Below are 18,689 nucleotides of genomic sequence, written 5' to 3'. Positions count from 1 at the left end.
CAGCAAAAGGGGAATCCGGTTTTGCATCCGGTCGCGTTTTACATGACCGGTTCGGTGCGAACGCAATCACGAGCCTTGAAACGGCGCAAGCTCGCCTTCCGGCTGCATCCTTGCTTCATCGTTTGGGCTGGCGTAATGAGGCGCCGCGCCAGCGGGTTCTCGCCGCACATGACCCGCTGGAAGGGCACCGCACGGCATCGAATCGAATGCCAATATCCTGTGACAGAGCCCGACGCGAAATGCCGGAGATATCCATCGTCATTCCTTGCCGGAACGAGGCGGCGAACCTGCCGCTTCTGCTCGACGAGATCGGGGCGGCGATGGCCGGGCGCGCCTTCGAGGTGATCGTCGTCGATGACGGTTCGACCGACGGGACCACCTCGGTGCTTGCCGCCCAGGCAGTGCTTCGCCCGTTTCCGCTTCGCCACCTCCGGCATGAGAAATCCGCCGGCCAGTCTCTCTCTGTGCGTTCGGGCGCATGGGCGGCCCGCGGCGATATCGTCGCCACGATCGATGGCGACGGCCAGAACGATCCCAAATATATTCCGGTGCTGGTCGATGCCCTGCGGCAGGCCGGTCCCGGTTTCGGCGTTGCGCAAGGGCAGCGGCTGAAGCGTCGCGACAGCAAGATCAAGCAACTGGCGTCCCGTTTTGCCAACTGGCTGAGAAAGGCCGTCCTGCATGACGAGACCCGCGACACGGGCTGCGGCCTGAAGGCGATCCATACCGACATCCTCAGGAAATTGCCGTTCTTCGACGGCACGCACCGCTTTGTTCCGGCCCTCGTCATCCAGGAGGGGTATCGCGTCGTGCATTGCGACGTGGTCGACCGCTCTCGCCGCCACGGCAAGTCGAATTACGGGATTTTCGATCGCGGCCTGCAAGGGGTGCTTGATCTCGCCGGTGTCTGGTGGCTGCGCCGCCGGCGTCGCAGAATGCCAAAAACAGAGGAAATCCGGCATGGCTAACGTGCTTCAGGAACTGGCGACCTGGCTTCACGACGTCTTCGTCAAGCAGTTCGATACGTGGATTCTGCTCGGCTTTGTCGCCCAGTTCTTCTTCAGCATGCGCTTCGTCGTGCAGTGGGTCGCATCGGAAAAAGCCAAGCGCAGCGTCGTGCCGATCGCTTTCTGGTTCTTTTCGCTGTTCGGCGGCAGCCTGCTGCTGATCTACGCCATCCAGCGGCAGGATCCGGTGTTCATCGCCGGCCAAGCCCTGGGCCTGTTCATCTACATCCGCAACCTGTGGTTGATCGCCAACGAGCACAAGGCGGCGATGACGAAGGTCGATTGAGCGACCTGCCTCTCAGCGCGACGTGGCGCAAGCCGGCAAGGTCGACACCGATGCGTTCCTGGCCACAGCAAATCCCTGGGAGACTCCGGGCTGCGACCTTGCACAAGGTCGGTGCTATCCGTCGTCCAGTCCGCCGTAGGATCGTACCAGCCGGACCATGTCGGGCGAGTTCGGGCCCTCGCTCTCGAGCCCCTCGGCGACACCGCTACGGTCGGCGATAGGCCGGTTCTGGCTGACCTTCCACTTGCCTTGCATGTCCGTGATCTCGATTTCCAGCCCGATAATGCCCTTGATCTGCGACTGGATGAAGGGGGCTGGTGCGTCGGTCACAGCCCAGGGTGCTTCGCGAGCGGCTTCCTGTGATACCGTCAGATCGGAAATCTGCTGGGCCAGCCAATCCTGGTCCTCGATCACCCTGACGGCACCGCGCACCTGGACAATGGCGTAGTTCCAGGTCGGCACGACCTTCCCGGTTTCGCGCTTGGTCTCGTACCAGGACGGCGTCACATAGGCATCGGTGCCCTGGAAGACGACCAGCACGGGCGATGCCGGGCTGTCGGCCAGCAGGCGCCATTGCGGGTTGGCTCTCGCCAGATGGGCGCGCAGCCTGCCGTTCGGTGGCACTTCGGCGTCGAGCAGGAACGGGATCGCGTTCGCGACCGGCCCCTCGGCTCCATTTGAAATCGGCAGCCCAAGCGGATGCGCCCGGATCAGCCCGTGCAGGACGTCCTGTCGCGTTTCCTGGAAATGCGGGGCTGGTACATCGCTGCTATCGCAACCGTTTCGGCCGCGGGTCGGACAATTCACCGGCCAGCCGGCGATCGAGATAGTCCGCGCATTCCTGGAGCAGGAGGTCCGCATCGTTGGAGAAGAAATGGTTGGCGCCGGGCAAGGTCTTCTGGGTGATGGTGATGCCCTTTTGCGTGTGCAGCTTGTCGACCAACCCCTGCACGTCCTTTGGCGGCGCGACCTTGTCGGCGTCGCCATGGATGATGAGGCCTGACGACGGGCAGGGCGCCAGGAACGAGAAATCATAGGTGTTGGGCTGCGGCGCGATCGAGATGAAGCCTTCGATCTCCGGCCGGCGCATCAGAAGCTGCATGCCGATCCACGAGCCGAACGAATAGCCGGCGACCCAGCAGCTCTTGGAATCCGGATGCAGCGACTGCACCCAGTCAAGTGCCGCGGCCGCATCCGACAATTCGCCGGTGCCGTGGTCGAATTCGCCCTGGCTGCGGCCGATGCCGCGGAAATTGAAGCGAAGCGTGGTGAAATCCCGCTTCTGGAACATGTAGAAGAGGTCGTAGACAATCTTGTTGTTCATCGTGCCGCCGAACTGGGGGTGCGGGTGCAGGATGATGGCAATCGGCGCGCTCTTTTCCTTGGAAGGTTGGTAGCGACCCTCCAGGCGGCCGGCCGGACCGGTGAAAATGACCTCAGGCATAAAATACTCCACATGGCGTAAGAATGCGCGGCGCCCGGAACAACTCTTCCTCTGGCCTTGACGCAGGGCGAGCGTCTTTCTAGAAGCTAGTTTAGAATTGTTCAAAACTGGGTGGCCAAAACGCAATGGCTCGGCTACCCACGCCGCACGCCGCGTAAATAGGACGTCTTGCCTTGCAATTTCAAGGAAATAACGCGCAAACCTCGCGGAATGGCTCTTGAAGGGACCGATTGAAACGAAAATGGCCGGACCACGCGCCTATCTCGACTACAATGCCAGCGCGCCGCTGCTTGCCGCGGCGCGTACGGCAATGATTGCCGCGCTCGATGCCGCCAACCCGTCGTCGGTCCATGCCGAGGGCCGCGCCGCACGGCGGCTGATCGAACATGCAAGGCGCGACGTGGCGGCGCTGGTCAACGCCACGGCCGAGCATGTCGTGTTCACCTCCGGTGCGACGGAAGCCGCCTCGACGTTGCTGACGCCGGACTGGCAGATGGGGCGCGGCGCTATCCGCATGAGCCGGCTCTATGTCTGCGAAGCCGATCATCCTTGTATACTGAGTGGCGGGCGTTTTCCGGCAGCCCGGGTGACGCGGATCGGCGTCGACGCCGACGGCATTGTCAGGCTGGACGCGTTGGCCTCGGCACTTGGCCGTCATGACAAGGCAGACGGCCTGCCGCTGGTGGCGATCCATGCCGCCAACAACGAGACCGGCGTCATCCAGCCGATCGACCGCATCGCCGAAATCGTCAAGCCGGCCGGCGGCATCCTGATCGTCGACGCCGTGCAGGCGGCCGGTCGCATTCCGCTCGATATGTCAGTGGGTTACGCCGATTACCTAATTTTGTCCTCGCACAAGATCGGTGGTCCCAAGGGCGTTGGCGCCATTATCGCCGCCTCGGACCTGATGATGCCTGGGCCCTTGATCGCCGGCGGCGGCCAGGAAAAGGGTCATCGTGGCGGCACCGAAAATCTGGCCGCGATCGCTGGTTTTGGCGCGGCGGCGCGGGAGGCCCTGATCGGATTGAAGAGCATCGATGCGGTCGGTAGCCGCCGCGACGAGATCGAGGCCATCGTGAAAACGCTGGTGCCGGATGCGGAAGTCTTCGGAACCGGCGCGACGAGGCTTGCCAATACGACATTCTTCGCTATTGCGGGCATCAAGGCCGAGACGGCGCAGATCGCCTTCGATCTGGCGGGCGTGGCGCTGTCGGCCGGTTCCGCCTGTTCCTCGGGCAAGGTCGGCCCGAGCCATGTGCTGAAAGCGATGGGGCACAGTGACAGCCTTGGCGCTTTGCGTGTGTCCATCGGCCACGCAACGAGCGCCGAGGACATCGAACTGTTCCGCACTGCGCTGGCAGGTATCGCCTCACGCCGCGGGGGCAGGGAAGAAAGCTGCCTGAGTGCGGCAGAATGATGCAGGCCTTCCGGCCTGGTAGAGCCGTGCGTTTCATGGTGGCCGGGTGAATTTCCGGCAAGGACGCACTATATGGAACTTACGCCGCCTTGGGTGCCTCACGGGTGCTGGTTTCGCGGTGCCATAGTTTGAAAACTGCCGGGCCTTGACCCCGGCGTGGATGGAGAACGCTAATGCCTGCTGTGCAGGACACGATCGATCGGGTCCGAAAGATCGACGTCGACCAATACAAATACGGATTCCAGACCGAAATCGCGATGGACAAGGCCCCAAAGGGCCTGAGCGAAGACATTATCCGCTTCATTTCGGCGAAGAAGGACGAGCCGTCCTGGATGCTGGAATGGCGTCTGGAAGCGTATCGGCGCTGGGTGACGCTGGACGAGCCGAAGTGGGCGCGCGTCCATTATCCGAAGATCGATTTCCAGGACCTCCACTATTATGCGGCGCCCAAGAGCACGCCGGGACCGACATCGCTGAGCGACGTCGATCCCGAGCTGTTGAGGGTCTACGAAAAGCTCGGCATCCCGCTGAAGGAACAGGAAATCCTTGCCGGCGTGCAGAAGACCGATGCGTCGGAACTCGAGGAAGCCAGCGACAATGTCTATAAGTCGGGCCGCGTCGCCGTCGACGCCGTGTTCGATTCGGTTTCCGTCGTCACCACCTTCAAGAAGGAGTTGGCGCAGGCCGGCGTCATCTTCTGCTCGATCTCGGAAGCCATCCGTGAGCACCCTGAACTGGTGAAGAAATATCTCGGCTCGGTCGTGCCGACCTCCGACAATTTCTACGCCACGCTGAATTCGGCGGTGTTCACCGACGGCTCGTTCGTCTTCGTGCCCAAGGGCGTACGCTGCCCGATGGAACTGTCGACCTATTTCCGCATGAACGAGAAGAACACCGGCCAGTTCGAGCGCACGCTGATCATCGCCGAGGAGGGGGCTTACGTCTCCTATCTCGAAGGCTGCACGGCGCCGCAGCGCGACGAGAACCAGCTTCACGCAGCCGTGGTCGAACTGATCGCGCTCGACGATGCCGAGATCAAATACTCGACGGTGCAGAACTGGTACCCCGGCGACGCCGAGGGCAAGGGCGGCATCTACAATTTCGTCACCAAGCGCGGCGACTGCCGTGGCCACCGTTCGAAGATTTCGTGGACGCAAGTCGAGACCGGCTCCGCGATTACCTGGAAATATCCGAGCTGCATCCTGCGCGGAGACGATTCCAGCGGCGAGTTCTATTCGATCGCCGTGTCGAACGGCTACCAGCAGGTCGACAGCGGCACCAAGATGATCCATCTCGGCAAGAACACGTCGAGCCGCATCATCTCCAAGGGCATCGCCGCCGGCTACTCGCAGAACACCTATCGCGGCCAGGTCTCGGCGCACCGCAAGGCGACCAACGCCCGCAACTTCACCAACTGTGACTCGCTGCTGATCGGCGACCAGTGTGGTGCGCACACCGTGCCCTACATGGAAGCCAAGAACGCCACGGCACAGTTCGAACACGAGGCGACGACGTCGAAAATCTCCGAGGACCAGAAGTTCTACGTCATGCAGCGCGGCATTCCGGAAGAAGAGGCGATCGCGCTGATCGTCAACGGCTTCGTCAAGGACGTCATCCAGCAACTGCCGATGGAATTCGCAGTCGAGGCGCAGAAACTGATTGGGATCTCGCTGGAAGGCTCGGTGGGCTGATTAGATGGAACGGCGCTCCTGGAAATTCTTCGAGCGGATCGAGAGCTTGATAATCATCGTTCTGATGCTCTTGCTGACGCTGGCTATTGGGGGTGCCGTGGTGGCTCTGATAGGCGCAGTGTTTGGCTTGAGTTCGGTAAGGAATATTGGTGGTTCGATTGCGGGCCTAGGCGGAATTGGGTTTTTTGGCTGGATGTTCGTTACTGGCGATCTTGCGGGCGCGCTTTTAGGGAGATCCCGTCAAGGACCGGGCGTCGAGAACAACAAGAACACGAAAGTAGAAAATGATGCTTGAAATCAAAAACCTGCATGCCCGCATCGTCGATGACGGCACCGAGATCATCCGCGGCCTGGACCTGACGGTGAAAGCCGGCGAGGTCGCCGCCATCATGGGCCCCAACGGCTCGGGAAAATCGACGCTGTCCTACATCCTCGCCGGGCGCGAGGATTATGAGGTGACCGAAGGCGATATCCTCTACAACGGCCAGTCGATCCTCGAAATGGACCCGGCCGAGCGCGCCACATCAGGGATCTTTCTCGCCTTCCAGTATCCGATGGAGATACCGGGCGTGGCGACGATGGAATTCCTGAAAGTGGCGATGAACGAGCAGCGCAAGGCGCGCGGCGAGGAGCCGCTGAAGATCCCCGAATTCCTGAAGCGCGTGAAAGACGCCGCCGCCTTGCTCGACATGGATATGGCGATGCTGAAACGGCCGCTCAATGTCGGCTTTTCCGGCGGCGAGAAGAAGCGCGCCGAGATCCTGCAGATGAAGCTTCTGGAGCCAAAACTGTGTGTGCTCGACGAGACTGATTCCGGCCTCGACATCGATGCGCTGAAGATCGTCTCTGAAGGCGTCAATGCGTTGCGCGCGCCAGACCGCGCCATCGTCATCATCACCCATTACCAGCGCCTGCTTCAATACATCGTGCCGGACAGTGTGCACGTGCTGTACAGAGGCCAGGTGGTCAAGTCGGGCGACAAGTCGCTGGCGCTCGACCTCGAGGCCAATGGCTATGCCGGCGTGATCGGCCAAGCCGCGTGAGATGCCAGAAGGCCCAGAAGGCAAGCCAAGCAAGGCGAAACTGATGAACATACACACGACACCCCAGCGGACGCCGGCCGAAACGGCGCTGATCGACGCCTTCAGCGACCGGCTGTCGCTGCTGCCCGGCGACAACACGGTAATGCTGAAGCGCGACGACGCCATCGAGGCGATCAAGAGCGGCCTGCCGACGCGACGCATCGAATCCTGGCACTACACCGACCTGCGCCGCCTGCTGACTACGGTGCCGGACTTCGATTCCGCAGCCGCCGCGAAAGCCATTGCGCCCGTTGTCGAAGGTTCCGCCGTCCTGCCGGTGCTGAACGGCGTGTCGAGCGCGAAACTGCCTGATATCGAGGGCATTGCCGTGCAGCGGCTGTCGGAGAAACTGACTGACGGCAGCGCAGCGCCGGGGCTCGATGCCTATGGAGCCGACGATGCCATCGGCGCGCTGAACACGGCTTTCGTGGCCGACGGCTATTTTGTCGACATCGCCGACGGCACCGAACTGGACAAGCCGATCGAATTGCAGAACCTGCAGGCCGGCGGCCAGACACATGTGCGCCTCAGCGTCCGCGTCGGCGCCGGCGCCAAGGCCGTTATCGTCGAGCGCCAGGCGGGCGAGGGCGCGGGGCTGGTCAGCTCGGTCAGCCAGCTTCTGCTTGAAGAGGGCGCCGACGTGACCTGGCTCATCGTGCAGGAGCAGCCGGATACGGCGACGCATCTTGCCCAATTCAAGGCGCATCTCGGCAAGGATGCGAAGCTGACGCTGTTCGTCATGAACGCCGGCGGCAAGCTGGTGCGCCAGGAGATCGTGGTGAAGACCACCGGCGAAGGCGCCGACTTCACGCTGCGCGGCATCAACCTGCTTGCCGGCGACACGCATACCGACGTGACCATGGTGCTTGACCATACCGTGCCGCACACGGCTTCAACGGAGGTGATCCGCAACGTGGTGACCGGAAGAGCGCGCGGCGTCTTCCAGGGGCGCATCAACGTCCACCAATATGCGCAGAAGACCAACGCCAAGATGGCCTGCAACACGCTGCTTCTGTCGGATGATGGCGAGTTCTCGACCAAGCCTGAGCTCGAAATCTTCGCCGACGACGTCGTCTGCGGCCATGGCGCGACCGTCACCGAGATCGACCATAGCCACCTGTTCTACCTGATGGCACGCGGCGTCGACGAGAAGACCGCGCGTGGCCTGTTGGTGAAGGCGTTCGTCGCCGAGGTGATCGAGGAACTGGACGACGAGGCGATCGTCGAGGCGCTGGAAACGAGGCTCGACGGCTGGTTCGCGGCGCACGGGTAACGCGCCCAACCTTCTCCCCTTGTGGGAGAAGGTGGATTGGCGCGTAGCGCCAAGACGGATGAGGGGTGTTGGACGGAATGAGGCGATGCCTCTAGAGAGCTTATGATGGACCAGAAAGTCGAAAACATCCCCTACGACGTCGAGGCGATACGCCGCGACTTCCCGATCCTGTCGCGGGAAGTCTACGGCAAACCGCTGGTCTATCTCGACAACGGCGCCTCGGCGCAGAAGCCGCAGGCCGTGCTCGACGCCATCCAGCACGCCTATTCCCAGGAATACGCCAACGTCCATCGTGGCCTGCATTTCCTGTCCAATGCCGCGACCGACGCCTTTGAGAACGCGCGCAAGATTGTGCAAAGATTTCTGAACGCGCCTGATACCGACAACATCGTCTTCACCTCGAACACCACCGCGGCGATCAACACCGTCGCCTATGGCTTCGGCATGCCCAATATCGGCGAGGGCGATGAAATAGTCCTGTCGATCATGGAGCACCATTCCAACATCGTGCCGTGGCATTTCATCCGCGAGCGGCAGGGCGCGAAACTGGTCTGGGTGCCGGTCGACGATCTCGGCATCTTCCACATCGAGGAGTTCGAGAAACGGCTGACCGACCGCACAAAACTGGTCGCCATCACGCACATGTCGAATGCGCTGGGCACGGTGACGCCGATCAAGGAGATCGTGCGCATTGCGCATGCGCGCGGCATTCCGGTGCTGGTCGACGGCAGCCAGAGCGCCGTGCATATGCCGATCGACGTGCAGGATCTCGACTGCGATTTCTTCGTCTTCACCGGCCACAAGGTCTACGGGCCCTCGGGCATCGGCGTGCTCTATGGCAAGAAGGACATGCTGGAGCGCATGCGCCCGTTCATGGGCGGCGGCGAGATGATCGAGGAGGTGACGCAAGACTTCGTCACCTACAATGATCCGCCGCACCGCTTTGAGGCCGGCACGCCGCCGATCGTCCAGGCGATCGGGCTGGGTGCTGCGCTCGAATACATGGAAAAGATCGGCCGCGAGCGGATTGCCGCGCACGAAGCCGATCTGAAGAACTATGCCCATCAGCGGCTGAGGGCCATCAATTCGCTGCGCATCTTCGGCGATGCGCCGGATAAGGGCGCCATCATCTCCTTCGAATTGCAGGGCATTCATGCCCACGACGTGTCGATGGTGATCGATAGGCAAGGCGTCGCCGTCCGCGCCGGCACGCACTGCGCGCAGCCGCTGTTGAAACGCTTCGGCGTAACCTCCACATGCAGGGCATCGTTCGGCATGTATAATATCAGGGCCGAAGTCGACGCTTTGGCCGATGCGCTCGAAAAAGCGCGAAAGTTCTTCGGATGACGATCATGGATGATGCAGGCCGCACCGCTGAGACCACTTCGGAAACGACTGCCAACGGTCTGGTTTCCGCCCCGGCCATTCCCGCCGACGAGCTGGCGCGGCTGACCGACGACATCGTCTCGGCGCTGAAGACGGTCTACGATCCTGAAATCCCGGCCGACATCTACGAGCTTGGTCTGATCTACAAGATCGACATCGAGGACGACCGCTCGGTCAAGATCGACATGACGCTGACCGCGCCCGGCTGTCCGGTCGCCGGCGAAATGCCCGGCTGGGTGGAAAATGCCGTCGGCGCCGTCGAAGGCGTGTCCGGCGTCGAGGTCAACATGACCTTCGATCCGCCCTGGTCGCCCGACCGCATGTCGGAAGAGGCGCAGGTCGCGGTTGGCTGGTATTGAGGAATCAATTGACCTCTTTGCCATAAGTTTGGCGTAGGCCTCGATCGTTCTCCAAAAGCTTTCGGGACTTGCCGGATTTCCGGCGACTATCATGCCCCTTCCGACTGGGATCCAAAGTGTATTGTTATAAAGAAATAATCTTCTGCCGCGCCTAGTCAGCTTGAGCATGTCGCCGGCGCGGGGCTTTAGCTGCAAAAGGACGGCCAGGGGTTGTTGCCCCGTTCCAGTTCTTAGTTCAACGGCATTTACCGCCGACCAGGGTACCGTCTCGGTTGTGATATTTGAGTCTTCGATGCCATCAGGAGATATCACTCCGGACCGGCGCTTAAAATAGGTACGGTATGTAGAAAGCCCCATAACAAACAACAGGATCGCGATGGTAAATATGAACAATACTTGACCGAATAGGCTTGATTTTTGAGACGAGAATAAAAATATAAAAGAAACGAAAATCGCAATCGCTAAAAGCCTCAGAAAGCTACCTTTCATTTTGTCGAGATCATCGGAGAAAATCAAAATATCTCGGGTATCGATCGCATTATATATTTGGTAAGGCTCTTTTTTGTTCATGGAATACATCTTTCAGGGGAATATCACCAGGGTGAACACTATCCAAGGCAAGCAAGGTCATGGTATTGAGCCGTGAGGCATTTGCAGATGAGGGCAAAAGTCTGTCTTCCTCTCAAGCGCGGTGCCGGGGAGGTGCCTCGCGAATTCGGGGTTGCACCGGCCGACAATCTTCACCATTTTAGAGAAGACTCATTCCGCAGGCCTTGAACCTGCGTGAACGCGGAGAAAAAGGATGGGACGCTTCGCCGTCATCACGATGACCGAAAAGGCCGCCGACCGGGTGCGCGAGATTGTCGCGACCCGTGAGAATGCGCACGGCATTCGCCTTGGTATCAAGAAGGGCGGCTGCGCCGGCATGGAATATACGGTCGATCTGGTGACCGAGCCCAACACCAAGGACGATCATATCGAGCGCGACGGCGCTCATGTCTATGTGGCACCTGAGGCAGCGCTTTTCCTGTTCGGCACCGAGATGGATTTCGAGCAGACGACGCTGCGCACCGGCTTCACTTTCCGCAACCCGAACCAGAGCTCGGCCTGCGGCTGCGGCGAATCGGTCGAACTCAAGCCGGCCGACCTAAAGGCCCTGGCCGAGGCGCGCGCATCGGCCTGATCTTCCCTTCTCCCCGTTTACGGGGAGAAGGTGGCCCGAAGGGCCGGATGAGGGGCAGAGCCGGCCTGTGTGATGTTTGCGCTGCCCCTCATCTGCCTGCCGGCATCTTCTCCCCGTAAACGGGGCGAAGAAATGCTAATCCACCCACATTCCCGTCCGCCTGTGCCAGCCTGCGATTGATTCCTCGGGATAGACATCGAAAACCTTGTCGCCCTTGCCGATCTCGGGCTCCACCCAGTTTGCCTTGTATTTCAGCATGAGATGGACCTTTTCAGGTGGTTTCGGCAGGTCTGTGTCGATCGCCGAGGCGAAGGGATGGACCAGTTCCGGCCAGGTCGGATCGTAGAGCCACAGTGCCGATCCGCATTTCCTGCAGAAATTCCGCTCGCCTGACGAGATCTCGCACTGCGGATGCTCGTCGTCCTCGATCTCGGCCCGGTAGACGCCGAGATTGCGCTTGCCCTTGATTTTGAGCGTCTCGTAATCGGCGCCGAGATTGATGGCAAAGCCACCGCCGCCCTGCTGCTTGCGGCAGATCGAGCAGTAGCAGAGCATGAACGGCACCGGCGTGTGGCTCTCCACCTCGAATCGGACAGCATTGCACCGGCAGGACCCTTTGAGCAGAAGCGGCATGAAAAACTCCGACGAAATTGGTTTTCAACTTGTCAGGATGGTGCCGGTTGCGGCGATGACAAGGGGAAATCCGGGTGACATGATCGCGGCATGGACAATGAACGCATTGCCGAACTTTTCGAAGGCCTCGGCCCGGTCAGCATTCGCAAGATGTTCGGTGGCAAGGGCATCTATTTTGACGGCGTTATCGTCGCCATCGTGGTGCGTGGCGAATTGATGCTGAAGGCCGACGCGGAAAGCGCGCCCGAATTCGAGGCGGCCGGCTGTCGGCAATGGACCTATACGGGGTCGCGGCACGGCAAGCTGGTGTCGATGCCGTATTGGAGCGTTCCCGACAGCGCGTTCGACGATCCGGATGAGATGGCGGTCTGGGCACGCCGGGCCTATGAAGCGGGGCTGCGTGCCGGCAAATAGGCTGCCTCTCCACTGGTCATCAGCTCATGCCAATTTTCTGCGGCTCGGGCACAAGGGCCAGCGCGTCGGCAAAGTCTGCCGCCGTAAAGACCGGCACAAGCTCGGCACTTTCGATCGCGAGCATTGCTGCGGCAACGCCGTCGCGCAGCGCCGCGCGCAGCGTCAGGCCGCGCAGCAGGGCGGCGACCGTTGCGCCCGCCAGCGCATCGGCGGCGCCGTCCGCGACTTTTTTCGGCGGCAGGATCGAGAAGGCGCCGGCTTCGTCGAAACCCAGCACCGGACCGTCATCCGCCGTCACCACGCCGCCTTTGAGGCCCGCCCGCCTCAGGCCGTCGGCGATATCTTGCTCCGCAGCGTCGATACCGACATCGGCGAGTGCGATGGCCTCACGCCGGTTCATGAAGACCATCGCCAGGCTGCCCAGCACCGGCGCGAGCCGCACCGCCTTGTCTGGTGAGACGGCGAGGGCGAAGACCGGCTTGCCGGCGGCAAGCGCCACCAGCCGCTCCAGCGCCGTCGACGGCAAGTTGGCGTCGCACAGGACCGCATCGGCGGTGCTGATCGCCTCGCGCACCTTGGCACGGCGGATCTGCTTGGGAAGCGCCAGGTCGTAGAGCGCCATGTCGGCAAGGCCGACGATCAGTGCGCCGTCGCCGTCAATCAGCACCGTGCTGCTCGGCGTCGTGCGATCGAGGAACACCACGGACAGATCGGCAATGCCGGCCGCAGTGATGGCGCGCGAGACCGTATCGGCCAGAACATCACCGCCGCGCACCGAAAGCAGCGAACCGGAGACGCCGCGGCGCACGGCGCTGCGCAGCGCATTGAAGACGGCACCGCCGACAGCCTCGCGCATCGTGCCGGGATTTGACGCCGCCGGCACGAAGGCGCCCGAAACCTGGCCGCGCCGTTCGATATAGGCGCCGCCCACGGCCAGGATTGTCGGCGACTTCATCATGCCGGCGAGATGACCTTTGCTGTTGCCGGGTGAGACTAGGTTGTCAGGCGGAACCCGGCAACCGGAGGCGCGATTCGGAAGATGCCCAGCAGAATCCTGCGGGTGAAGCGGGATACATCCTGGGGTGAAAACACGAAACAAAAAAAGAACAAATCCGGATATTGTTTGTTTTTCAATCGCTTGCCTCCCCTTGCCAGACGAGAACAAAAAAGGTACAAATTGATAAGGATTACGGATTGTCCGGCCTTCATTGACGACCAAGGGGTGATGTATCATGGCTCAGAATTCTTTGCGGCTTGTAGAGGACAAAGCAGTGGATAAATCAAAGGCTCTGGACGCGGCGCTGTCGCAAATCGAGCGTGCCTTCGGCAAGGGCTCGATCATGCGGCTCGGCGCAAACGAGCAGGTCGTCGAGATCGAAACGGTGCCGACCGGTTCGCTTGGCCTCGACATCGCGCTTGGTGTCGGCGGCCTGCCGCGCGGCCGCATCGTCGAGATCTACGGGCCGGAAAGCTCGGGCAAGACGACGCTGGCGCTGCACACGGTGGCGGAGGCCCAGAAGAAGGGCGGCATCTGCGCCTTCGTCGATGCTGAGCATGCGCTCGACCCGGTCTATGCCCGCAAGCTCGGCGTCGATCTCGAAAACCTGCTGATTTCGCAGCCCGACACTGGCGAGCAGGCGCTGGAGATCTGCGACACGCTGGTGCGTTCCGGCGCCATCGACGTGCTGGTGGTCGATTCGGTCGCGGCGCTGACGCCGCGCGCCGAAATCGAGGGCGAAATGGGCGATTCGCTGCCGGGCCTGCAGGCCCGCCTGATGAGCCAGGCGCTGCGCAAGCTGACCGCCTCGATCTCGCGCTCCAACACCATGGTCATCTTCATCAACCAGATCCGCATGAAGATCGGTGTCATGTTCGGTTCGCCCGAGACCACGACCGGCGGCAACGCGCTGAAATTCTACGCTTCGGTGCGCCTCGACATTCGCCGCATCGGCTCGGTCAAGGACCGCGACGAGGTCGTCGGCAACCAGACCCGCGTCAAGGTGGTCAAGAACAAGCTGGCACCGCCCTTCAAGGTGGTCGAATTCGACATCATGTATGGCGAGGGCGTGTCCAAGACCGGCGAGTTGGTCGACCTCGGCGTCAAGGCCGGCGTGGTCGAGAAGTCGGGCGCCTGGTTCTCCTACAATTCGCAGCGTCTCGGCCAGGGCCGCGAGAATGCAAAACTGTTCCTGCGCGACAATCCCGACACGGCGCGCGAAATCGAGCTGGCACTGAGGCAGAATGCCGGGCTGATCGCCGAGAAATTCCTCGAGAATGGTGGTTCCGAAGGCGGAGACGACGGTTTCGAGGACGAAGCGGGCGCGATGTAGGATGCAGGCTGTGCCAACCAGAATATCCGTTTGAGTTCACGTATCCCGAATTGAGTTGGTGTATCGATGTGTTCATACCGCCGGCCTTGGGCCGGCGGTTTGCGTTTTTGGCGGTGGCTCTGGCCATTCCGAACAGCCGGCCAAGGCTACGATTTGGAGCAATTCCGTGTTTCTGGACAGGGTGCGGTGCGACCGCTAAAAGGCCATGTCTGTTTTCCGCCGGCAATCGGTGGTTCTCTCGAAAAGGCAGTATTCATGAGTGGCGTCAACGAGATCAGGTCGGCATTTCTCGACTATTTCCGCAAAGAGGGTCACGAGGTCGTGGCGTCGAGCCCGCTGGTGCCGCGCAACGACCCAACGCTGATGTTCACCAACGCCGGCATGGTGCAGTTCAAGAACGTCTTCACCGGGTTTGAAACCCGTCCCTATTCGCGCGCCACGACCTCGCAGAAATGCGTGCGCGCCGGCGGCAAGCACAACGACCTCGACAATGTCGGCTACACTGCCCGTCACCACACCTTCTTCGAGATGCTCGGCAATTTCTCTTTCGGCGATTATTTCAAGGAGCGCGCCATCGAGCTCGCCTGGAACCTGATTACCCGTGAGTTCGGCATCGCCAAGGATAGGCTTCTGGTGACTGTCTACCATACCGACGACGCGGCCGCGGGCTTCTGGAAGAAGATCGCCGGCCTGCCGGAGGACAGGATCATCCGCATCGCCACCAGCGACAATTTCTGGGCGATGGGCGATACCGGCCCCTGCGGCCCGTGCTCGGAAATCTTCTACGACCATGGCGCCGACATTCCTGGCGGCCCGCCCGGCAGTCCGGATGAGGACGGCGACCGTTTCATCGAGATCTGGAACCTCGTCTTCATGCAGTTCGAGCAGGTGACGAAGGCGGAGCGGATCGAACTGCCGCGCCCGTCGATCGATACCGGCATGGGTTTGGAGCGCATCGCCGCCGTCCTGCAGGGCGAGCACGACAATTACGACATCGACCTGTTCAAGGCGCTGATCCGAGCCTCGGAAGAGGCGACCGGCGTCAAGGCGGAAGGCAAGAACCGGGCAAGCCACCGCGTCATTGCCGATCATCTGCGCGCCTCGAGCTTCCTCATCGCCGACGGGGTGCTGCCGTCGAACGAGGGCCGCGGCTACGTACTGCGTCGCATCATGCGCCGCGCCATGCGTCATGCGCAGCTTTTGGGCGCCGGTGATCCGTTGATGTGGCGGCTGGTGCCGGCGCTGGTGCGGGAGATGGGCCAGGCCTATCCCGAACTGGTGCGCGGCCAGCCGCTGATCACTGAGACGCTGAAGCTCGAGGAAACGCGCTTCCGCAAGACGCTGGCGCGCGGCCTCGGCCTGCTTGCCGATGCAACCGAGACGCTGGGCAGCGGCGACCGGCTCGACGGCGAGACGGCGTTCAAGCTCTACGACACCTACGGCTTCCCGCTCGATCTCACCCAGGACGCCCTGCGTGCGCGTGGCGTTTCGGTCGACCTCGACGGCTTCAATGCAGCGATGGAGCGCCAGAAGGCCGAGGCGCGGAAGAGCTGGGCCGGCTCCGGCGACGCTGCCACCGAGACCGTCTGGTTCGCGGTGCGCGAAAAGGCGGGCGCGACCGAGTTCCTGGGCTACGACACCGAGCAAGCGGAAGGCATCGTTCAGGCGCTGGTCAGGGATGGCCTTGCGGTGGAGAGCGCCGTTGCCGGCGACACCGTCGGCGTCGTCGTCAACCAGACGCCGTTCTATGGCGAGTCCGGCGGCCAGATGGGCGACACCGGCGTGATTTCGGGCGAAGGTTTTGCCATCGACATTACCGACACGCAGAAGAAGGGCGACGGCCTGTTCGTGCATTTTGGCAAGGTTACCAATGGAACCGTCAGGACGGGTGAAGCGGTCGAGCTAAAGGTCGACCATGTCAGGCGCACGCGGCTGCGCTCCAACCATTCGGCGACCCACCTTGTCCACGAGGCGCTGCGCGAGGTTCTCGGCACCCATGTCGCGCAGAAGGGTTCGCTGGTTGCGCCGGAACGGCTGCGCTTCGACTTTTCCCATCCGAAGCCGATCTCGGCCGAGGAACTGGAACGCGTCGAGGCGATGGCCAACGAGATCGTCGTGCAGAACAGCCCGGTGACGACGCGGCTGATGAGCGTCGACGACGCCATCGCCGAGGGCGCCATGGCGCTGTTCGGCGAGAAATACGGCGACGAGGTTCGCGTCGTGTCGATGGGCACTGGGGTCACCGGCGACAAGGCCGGCAAGCCCTATTCGGTCGAGCTGTGCGGCGGCACCCATGTCGGCGCCACCGGCGATATCGGCCTGGTCCGGCTGGTCTCGGAAGGCGCTGTTGCCGCCGGCGTGCGCCGGATCGAGGCGTTGACCGGAGAGGCGGCCAGAAAGCATCTCGACGAGCAGGACAAGCGGCTAAAAGCGGTCGCCGCCACGCTCAAGATTTCGCCGGCCGACGTGCCGACTCGCGTCGAGGCGCTGCTCGACGAGCGCAAGAAGCTTGAAAAGGAGCTGACCGAGGCGCGCAAGAAGCTGGCGCTGGGCGACCGCTCGCCAGCCGGTGTGCCGGCCGAAAATGAGACCATTGCCGGTGTCGGCTTTCTCGGCAAAGCGGTATTGGGCGTCTCGCCAAAGGACTTGAAGCCGTTGGCCGATGCCGGCAAGAAGTCGCTCGGCTCCGGCGTCGTCGTCTTCGTTGGCGCCGGCGAGGACAACAAGGCCAGCGTCGTAGTCGGCGTCACCGACGACCTGACCGGCCGCTTCAGCGCGGTCGATCTGGTCCGCGTAGCGTCCGCGGCATTGGGCGGGCAGGGCGGCGGCGGTCGGCCTGACATGGCCCAGGCCGGCGGCCCGGATGCCTCGAAAGCCGAGAATGCGATCGCTGCGGTGAAGGCGGCGCTGGAGGCCGCATAGCGCCCGTCAGGCATGCTTTGCTGCCTTCAGGGCGCGCGTCATTCGCGTGGAGTCGCCCCAGGTGGACAGCCAGATCAGGCAGTCGGTGGTGACGGAGATCGCTGCGCGCAGGAGGTTCAGCAACGGTCCGGGCGATCTCAACTGCTCTTCGGCGTGACGGAGATGGGAAAGCTCTTCTTCGCGGATGGACAGGATGGTGCCGTGCAACTCGCGATCGCGTCCGGCAAGAAAGAATAGCTGATCGTCGAGATGGCGGTGCACCGCCGCTTCGACCGCTGCGGTGCAGGCCCAGATGCCTTGCGGGCCGAGCAGGGCAGTGAGGAAACCCAGCAGCCAGCCGCCCCAGCTCCAGAATTGCATCACGCGGCACGGTCGCGAATGTCGCGACGGCATGGCTGCACGGAAAGCAGCGCAATGACTGCGCTCATGCCCAAGCATCTCTGACAAAGACGGCACGCAACGCGGCCAGAAACGCTTCGAGACAAGAATCTGCGCCGAATAGATTCTGATCGCGCCGAACTCGCCGGCGTGGTTGACTCTGACTATTCTGGCCACCGTTAGCGCGTCCTGGTGAGAGTGTTCAACCATGGAGCGCTCCCGGTGTTAGGTCAGATTGTTGGCAACGCTCGCACGCCCTGCGATGCGCGTCCACCAATCCTGAATTTCGGCAAACTCGGCCAGCATGTTTTGCCCCTCAGTGACCTTGACGAAATAGCCGATGATCGGTGCTGCATGCAGGTCGGCCAGCGTCAGCTCGCTTCCCATCAGCCATGGCCCGGGAGCTTTCAGCGAAGAAAGCGCCCGCAGCGCCGTGCTCGCCCGCCGAAGCCCGTCGGCAATCAGCGTTTCGTCGGGCACTTCTTTCTCCAGCCGCTCGACAGCGACATCCCAGACCATCGCCCGATAGGCATAGGCGTCGAGCATGCCGATGATCTGGTTCATGGTTGCGCGAGGTCGGGCTTCGACTGGCTGCAACGCGGGTCCGTCGAAAGCCTCGTCGACATAGCAGGCAATCGCGCTGGTCTCGTAGAGGCGGAACCCGTCGTGCTCGAAGGCAGGAATGCGGCCGAAGGGGTGATGGTCGAAATACCAGCCCGGAATGCCACCCGCCGCAAAGATGTCGACCGGCACAAGTTCGTAGTTGATGCCCTTTTCCTCGAGTGCGAGGCGGACGATGCGCACATAGACGCTGTAGTCCGCCCCGTAGACGACGGGTTTGGCCATGACGCTCACTACAGCGCCGCGCGTCTTTTCAGACGCGC

Annotated in this window: 19 protein-coding genes; 13 read left to right on the top strand and 6 right to left on the bottom strand. The window is 62.1% G+C overall.

Annotated features, from left to right (window positions below; all coding sequences use genetic code 11):
- The first annotated feature begins 239 nt into the window (after positions 1-239).
- Both BQ8482_RS24905 and BQ8482_RS24900 read left to right on the top strand, forming a co-directional pair.
- Positions 240-968 carry a glycosyltransferase family 2 protein gene (locus tag BQ8482_RS24905; protein ID WP_123150004.1) on the top strand — a complete coding sequence of 243 codons (729 nt, stop codon included), beginning with the start codon at positions 240-242 and terminating at the stop codon, positions 966-968.
- Positions 961-1,293 (top strand): lipid-A-disaccharide synthase N-terminal domain-containing protein, encoded by a 333-nt coding sequence (locus tag BQ8482_RS24900; RefSeq protein ID WP_095490814.1) that lies wholly within the window; start codon positions 961-963, stop codon positions 1,291-1,293. The genes BQ8482_RS24905 and BQ8482_RS24900 overlap by 8 nt, the downstream gene beginning before the upstream one ends.
- Before the next feature lie 114 nt (positions 1,294-1,407).
- Here the strand turns inward: BQ8482_RS24900 and BQ8482_RS24895 are convergent, their stop codons facing one another.
- Together BQ8482_RS24895 and BQ8482_RS24890 are read right to left on the bottom strand one after the other, a co-directional pair.
- A complete protein-coding gene (locus BQ8482_RS24895; protein WP_244602955.1) occupies positions 1,408-2,100 on the bottom strand; it encodes an FMN-binding negative transcriptional regulator in 693 nt (230 codons plus the stop codon).
- Positions 2,063-2,737: an alpha/beta hydrolase gene (locus BQ8482_RS24890; protein ID WP_027154148.1), complete on the bottom strand. Its 675-nt coding sequence runs from the start codon at positions 2,735-2,737 to the stop codon at positions 2,063-2,065. The genes BQ8482_RS24895 and BQ8482_RS24890 overlap by 38 nt, the downstream gene beginning before the upstream one ends.
- A gap of 241 nt (positions 2,738-2,978) precedes the next feature.
- On the opposite strand from BQ8482_RS24890, the gene BQ8482_RS24885 reads away from it, so the two are divergent.
- The 8 genes from BQ8482_RS24885 to sufA all read left to right on the top strand — a co-directional run bounded on the left by BQ8482_RS24885 (position 2,979) and on the right by sufA (position 11,128).
- Positions 2,979-4,154: a cysteine desulfurase family protein gene (locus BQ8482_RS24885; RefSeq protein WP_123150104.1), complete on the top strand. Its 1,176-nt coding sequence runs from the start codon at positions 2,979-2,981 to the stop codon at positions 4,152-4,154.
- 173 nt (positions 4,155-4,327) lie between these two features.
- Positions 4,328-5,845, top strand: coding sequence for a Fe-S cluster assembly protein SufB (gene sufB, locus BQ8482_RS24880; protein WP_123150002.1), 1,518 nt, complete (start codon positions 4,328-4,330; stop codon positions 5,843-5,845).
- 4 nt (positions 5,846-5,849) lie between these two features.
- Positions 5,850-6,140: a hypothetical protein gene (locus tag BQ8482_RS24875; protein ID WP_123150001.1), complete on the top strand. Its 291-nt coding sequence runs from the start codon at positions 5,850-5,852 to the stop codon at positions 6,138-6,140.
- On the top strand, positions 6,133-6,888 hold the full coding sequence (gene sufC, locus BQ8482_RS24870) for a Fe-S cluster assembly ATPase SufC (RefSeq protein WP_123150103.1): 756 nt from the start codon (positions 6,133-6,135) through the stop codon (positions 6,886-6,888). The genes BQ8482_RS24875 and sufC overlap by 8 nt, the downstream gene beginning before the upstream one ends.
- 43 nt (positions 6,889-6,931) lie before the next feature.
- Positions 6,932-8,200: a Fe-S cluster assembly protein SufD gene (gene sufD, locus BQ8482_RS24865; protein WP_123150102.1), complete on the top strand. Its 1,269-nt coding sequence runs from the start codon at positions 6,932-6,934 to the stop codon at positions 8,198-8,200.
- Between the two features lie 105 nt (positions 8,201-8,305).
- Positions 8,306-9,547: a cysteine desulfurase gene (locus BQ8482_RS24860; protein WP_123150000.1), complete on the top strand. Its 1,242-nt coding sequence runs from the start codon at positions 8,306-8,308 to the stop codon at positions 9,545-9,547.
- Between the two features lie 5 nt (positions 9,548-9,552).
- Positions 9,553-9,945, top strand: coding sequence for an SUF system Fe-S cluster assembly protein (locus BQ8482_RS24855; RefSeq protein WP_123150101.1), 393 nt, complete (start codon positions 9,553-9,555; stop codon positions 9,943-9,945).
- A gap of 802 nt (positions 9,946-10,747) precedes the next feature.
- Positions 10,748-11,128, top strand: a complete 381-nt coding sequence (gene sufA / locus BQ8482_RS24850) for a Fe-S cluster assembly scaffold SufA (protein WP_006206001.1) — start codon at positions 10,748-10,750, stop codon at positions 11,126-11,128.
- A gap of 135 nt (positions 11,129-11,263) precedes the next feature.
- Here sufA and BQ8482_RS24845 read toward each other — a convergent pair whose 3' ends face one another.
- A complete protein-coding gene (locus BQ8482_RS24845; protein WP_123149999.1) occupies positions 11,264-11,761 on the bottom strand; it encodes a GFA family protein in 498 nt (165 codons plus the stop codon).
- A 90-nt stretch (positions 11,762-11,851) separates the two neighbouring features.
- Here BQ8482_RS24845 and BQ8482_RS24840 point away from each other — a divergent pair, with 90 nt between their 5' ends.
- The gene (locus BQ8482_RS24840) at positions 11,852-12,175 is read left to right on the top strand and encodes a TfoX/Sxy family protein (protein ID WP_077371584.1); all 324 of its coding nucleotides are present in this window, start codon (positions 11,852-11,854) and stop codon (positions 12,173-12,175) included.
- Between the two features lie 19 nt (positions 12,176-12,194).
- Here the strand turns inward: BQ8482_RS24840 and BQ8482_RS24835 are convergent, their stop codons facing one another.
- Positions 12,195-13,133 carry a carbohydrate kinase family protein gene (locus tag BQ8482_RS24835; RefSeq protein ID WP_123149998.1) on the bottom strand — a complete coding sequence of 313 codons (939 nt, stop codon included), beginning with the start codon at positions 13,131-13,133 and terminating at the stop codon, positions 12,195-12,197.
- Positions 13,134-13,407: 274 nt separating this feature from the next.
- On the opposite strand from BQ8482_RS24835, the gene recA reads away from it, so the two are divergent.
- Together recA and alaS are read left to right on the top strand one after the other, a co-directional pair.
- Complete coding sequence (gene recA, locus BQ8482_RS24830) at positions 13,408-14,505, top strand: recombinase RecA (protein ID WP_008875470.1); 1,098 nt, start codon at positions 13,408-13,410, stop codon at positions 14,503-14,505.
- Positions 14,506-14,760: 255 nt separating this feature from the next.
- Positions 14,761-17,427, top strand: a complete 2,667-nt coding sequence (gene alaS / locus BQ8482_RS24825) for an alanine--tRNA ligase (RefSeq protein WP_123150100.1) — start codon at positions 14,761-14,763, stop codon at positions 17,425-17,427.
- A 6-nt stretch (positions 17,428-17,433) separates the two neighbouring features.
- On the opposite strand, the gene BQ8482_RS24820 is transcribed toward alaS, so the two are convergent.
- Positions 17,434-18,015 carry a demethoxyubiquinone hydroxylase family protein gene (locus tag BQ8482_RS24820; RefSeq protein WP_123149997.1) on the bottom strand — a complete coding sequence of 194 codons (582 nt, stop codon included), beginning with the start codon at positions 18,013-18,015 and terminating at the stop codon, positions 17,434-17,436.
- Positions 18,016-18,030: 15 nt separating this feature from the next.
- Complete coding sequence (locus tag BQ8482_RS24815; protein ID WP_123149996.1) at positions 18,031-18,651, bottom strand: glutathione S-transferase family protein; 621 nt, start codon at positions 18,649-18,651, stop codon at positions 18,031-18,033.
- Positions 18,652-18,689 lie beyond the last annotated feature (38 nt).

This window comes from Mesorhizobium delmotii (assembly GCF_900149755.1).
Lineage (GTDB): Bacteria > Pseudomonadota > Alphaproteobacteria > Rhizobiales > Rhizobiaceae > Mesorhizobium > Mesorhizobium delmotii.
This window is presented reverse-complemented; position numbering and strand designations above follow the sequence as displayed.